This window comes from Williamsia sp., assembly GCF_036566845.1.
Lineage (GTDB): Bacteria > Actinomycetota > Actinomycetes > Mycobacteriales > Mycobacteriaceae > Williamsia.
In genome coordinates this window covers 1-3,973 of the sequence record NZ_DATCVM010000149.1, presented here as the reverse complement: position 1 = coordinate 3,973, position 3,973 = coordinate 1, and the positions used below count along the sequence as shown (strand labels likewise).

General features: G+C 63.4%; 4 protein-coding genes. All 4 read right to left on the bottom strand.

Translation table 11 applies throughout. The features are described from left to right. Nucleotides 1-2,619, bottom strand: a 2,619-nt coding sequence (gene clpB / locus VIQ49_RS14465) for an ATP-dependent chaperone ClpB (RefSeq protein WP_331885742.1), incomplete at its 3' end; no start/stop codon positions are given. After that, nucleotides 2,601-2,930 carry a chaperone modulator CbpM gene (locus VIQ49_RS14460; RefSeq protein WP_045065861.1) on the bottom strand — a complete coding sequence of 110 codons (330 nt, stop codon included), beginning with the start codon at nucleotides 2,928-2,930 and terminating at the stop codon, nucleotides 2,601-2,603. The genes VIQ49_RS14460 and clpB, both read right to left, overlap by 19 nt. Continuing rightward, nucleotides 2,927-3,832, bottom strand: a complete 906-nt coding sequence (locus VIQ49_RS14455; protein WP_331885736.1) for a J domain-containing protein — start codon at nucleotides 3,830-3,832, stop codon at nucleotides 2,927-2,929. Before VIQ49_RS14455 ends, VIQ49_RS14460 begins: the two co-directional genes overlap by 4 nt. Nucleotides 3,833-3,838: 6 nt before the next feature. Then, nucleotides 3,839-3,973 (bottom strand): nucleotide exchange factor GrpE (locus tag VIQ49_RS14450; protein WP_331885744.1); only part of this gene is annotated, 135 nt, incomplete at its 5' end.

Genomic DNA, 3,973 nt, shown 5'->3' with positions numbered 1-3,973 from the left:
GGCGGGTTCGGCATACGCGACGGCAAGCTCGCCGCCGTCCACCGTGACGCTGATGGTGCCGTCCGGTTTGATCTCGCCGCGCAACAGTGCACGGCCGATCTTGGTTTCGACCTCGTGTGCGATGTATCGGCGCAGCGGCCGAGCACCGTAGACAGGGTCGAACCCGTGTTCGGCGATCAGTCGGCGCGCCTCCGGCGTGATTTCCAGGTGTATCTGCCTCTCCGACAGCCTGTTTCGCAGGTCCGTGAGTTGCAGTTCCACTATGTGCTCGATCTGGGGCAGGGTGAGTGGGGAGAACAGCACGATGTCGTCGACCCGGTTGAGGAATTCGGGGCGGAAGTGCCCGCGCAGTTCTGCCATCACCCGTTCCCTGGCATCCGGCTTGATTTCGCCGTCGACTGTGACCCCCTCGAGGAGATGTTGGGATCCGATGTTGGAGGTCATGATGATCACCGTGTTCCGGAAATCGACTTGCCTCCCTTGAGAATCGGTGATCCGGCCGTCATCGAGCACCTGCAGCAGGGTATTGAAGACGTCGGCGTGGGCCTTCTCGATCTCGTCGAAGAGCACCACGGAGTACGGCTTGCGCCGCACCGCCTCGGTGAGCTGGCCACCTTCGTCGTACCCGACGTACCCGGGAGGTGCACCGATGAGCCGACTCACCGTGTGCCGCTCCTGGTACTCGCTCATATCGAGGCGCACCATGTTGTCTTCGCTGTCGAATAGGGCGCTGGCCAACGTCTTTGCGAGCTCGGTCTTTCCGACGCCCGTCGGGCCCAGGAAGATGAACGAACCGATCGGCCGACGCGGATCACGGATACCGGACCTTGCCCGGATCACCGCGTCCGCGACCAGTTGCACCGCCTCGTCCTGACCGACGACCCTCTCGTGGAGGATCTCGTCGAGCTTCAACAACTTCTCCCGTTCGCCTTCCTGCAGCCGGGCGACCGGGATACCCGTCCATGCGGCCACGATCTCGGCGATCTCGTCTTCGGTGACCACTTCACGTAGCAACGGATTTTGGCCCTGTCTGGTGGTCAGTTGCTCCTCTGCCGCCTCTAGCCGGCGTTCCAGCTCGGTAATCTCGCCGTATCGCAACTCGGCTGCCCGATTGAGGTCGTAGTTGCGTTCGGCTTCCTCGGCTGCGAGGCGCAACCGTTCCAGATCTCCTCGCAGCTCCTGCACCCGCCGGATTGCCTGCCGTTCCGCCTCCCATTGAGCGTGCCGGGCGTCTGCCTCGGCCCGCAGGTCGGCCAGCTCCTTGCGCAATTCTTCGAGGCGCGCCTTGCTGGCCGCGTCCGTTTCCTTGGACAGTGCGGCCTCTTCGATCTCCAGACGGGTCACCTTCCGGGTGAGCTCGTCGAGTTCGGCGGGCATCGAATCGATTTCGGTACGGAGCCGAGCGCACGCCTCATCGACGAGATCGATCGCCTTGTCCGGAAGGAATCGGTCGGTGATGTATCGGTGCGAGAGGGTCACGGCGGCCACCAATGCACCGTCCTGAATCTTCACGCCGTGGAACACCTCGAGGCGTTCGCGAAGTCCGCGCAGAATCGAGATCGCATCCTCGGCGCTGGGCTCGTCGACGAGAACGGTCTGGAATCGACGCTCCAGTGCCGCATCGGATTCGATGTGCTTGCGATACTCGTCAAGAGTGGTGGCACCGATCATGTGCAGTTCGCCGCGGGCGAGCATCGGTTTGAGCATGTTACCGGCGTCGAGAGACCCCTCGCCGCCTACTGATCCTGCGCCGACCACGGTATGCAACTCGTCGACGAACAACAGGATGCGCCCCTCGGCCGCCTTCACCTCGGACAGCACGGCCTGCAGCCGCTCCTCGAACTCGCCGCGGTACTTCGCACCGGCCACCAGTGAACCCATGTCGAGCGAGAAGATCGTTTTGTCGCGCAGGCCCTCGGGCACGTCGCCGCGGACGATCCGTTGGGCGAGACCCTCGACAATCGCAGTCTTACCTACACCGGGGTCGCCGATCAGCACCGGGTTGTTCTTCGTTTTCCGGCTCAAGATCTGAGTTACCCTGCGTATCTCGGCATCCCGGCCGATGACCGGATCGAGTTTGCCTGCCCGCCCCTCGGAGACGAGGTCGCGCCCGTACTTCTCCAATGCCTCGTACGCCCCCTCCGGGGTCGCCGACGTGACACGCTGATTGCCGCGCACTTTCGTCAGCGCTGTGAGGAAGGCGTCTCGTGTGACCCCATGACTGGCGAGGACCCGCCCGGCCGCACTTGCCGACCCTTCCTCGGAGAGGGCCATCACAAGATGCTCCACTGACACGTAGGAATCCTTGAGTCTCTTCGCCTCCCGCTCTGCGGCATCGAGCAGCTTGGCCAGACGCTGGGTGATCATCACCTGACCGGGAGTTGCGCCGGGGCCGCTGACCTTCGGCCTACGCGACAGTTCACGATCCAGATCGGATCGCAGTGCGTCGACGTTCGCGCCGGCCTGTTCGAGCAGTCGGGGCACCAACCCATCCTGCTGATCGACCAATGCGAGAAGCAGGTGCTCTCCGTCGACCTCGGTGTGGCCCATTCTGGTTGCAACATTCTGGGCTTCCTGCAAGGCTTCTCGTGACTTTTCAGTCAAGCTGCCGGTGTCCATGAGGACGTCCTCCTTCTGCGGGCCGCTGCTTCGAGTCTTTCGATTCGATCCAGCAGATCGAGCACGAGCCCGATTGCCGAGTAGTTGAGGCCCAGACCCGTCCGCAGCCGTTGGATGCGTGCGGCGTGGGTTACTTCGGATGGGTCGAACGACATCTCACCGCCGGCGTAGCGGTGGGCGTCGAGCAGTCCGAGAGCCACGAGTTTTCGTGCCAGATCCGGGTGCAGGCCAGTACGTTCGGCGAAGGCGTCCGGCGACAATCCGGTACGGCGAACCAATACGTACTGAGTGATCGGCGTTGAGGTGCTCATGTCTCTTTCCTCGGATTGAAGTTCGATTCGGCGCCCAACTGCTCGAACAGTTCACGTTCGCGTGCTGTCGGTTTCGACGGAACCATCACCTTGATTTCGGCGTAGAGGTTGCCGTTGGCGCCGCGCGGATTGGGCATACCCTCTCCGCGCAGGCGCAGCTTCCTACCAGTCGAAGAGCCAGGCACCACTTTGACTTTCGCTTCACCACCCGGTGTGGGAACGACGACTGTCGACCCGAGAACCGCCTCCCATGGCGATACGGGCAGATCGACGTAGATGTCCCGGCCCTGTACGCGGAACCGTGAATGCGGTTTGATCCGCACCACGAGGTACAGATCCCCAGGCGGCGCGTCACCGTTGCCTCGGCCGCCTTGCCCGGCCAACCGGATTCGCTGGCCGTCCAGGACGCCGGCTGGAATGTCGACTTCATACTGCCGTCCGTCCAGTCTGAGAGTGCGTTTTCCGCCCTGATAGGCCTCTTCCAGAGCCAGTTCCAGTTCGGCTTCCTGATCGGCGCCGGGAATCGGTCCGAACCCACCGCCTCCGCCGAACATCTGCCCGAAGAGGTCTTCGAAGTCGACGGCACCCTCACCACCGACACCGTGGCCGAAGTGCACCCGTCTCCCGCCACCGCCGTACCCGGCGGCGTTTGCCCGCACCCGTTCGTCGTAGTCCTCGGGTACATGCCGGAAGTCGTCACCGAATCGGTCATAGCGTTTCCGGGTGTCCGGGTCGGACAACACCTGATAGGCCTCGTTGACCTCCTTGAACCTGTCCTCCGCAGTGGGATCCTTGTTCACATCGGGGTGGTACTTGCGGGCCAGCTTGCGGTACGCCTGCTGAATTTCGTCGGTGCCGGCGCCCTTCGGTACCCCGAGCACTTCGTAGTAGTCACGGGCCATCGGTGCTCACCCCTCTGGGCGGCTGACGACCACCGCGGCGGGCCGCAACTGTCGCCCGTCCTCTCCATAACCCGGGCGCAAGACCTCGACCACGGTCCCGGACGGAAGGTCGGGTTGGGTTACCACACTGACCACTTCGTG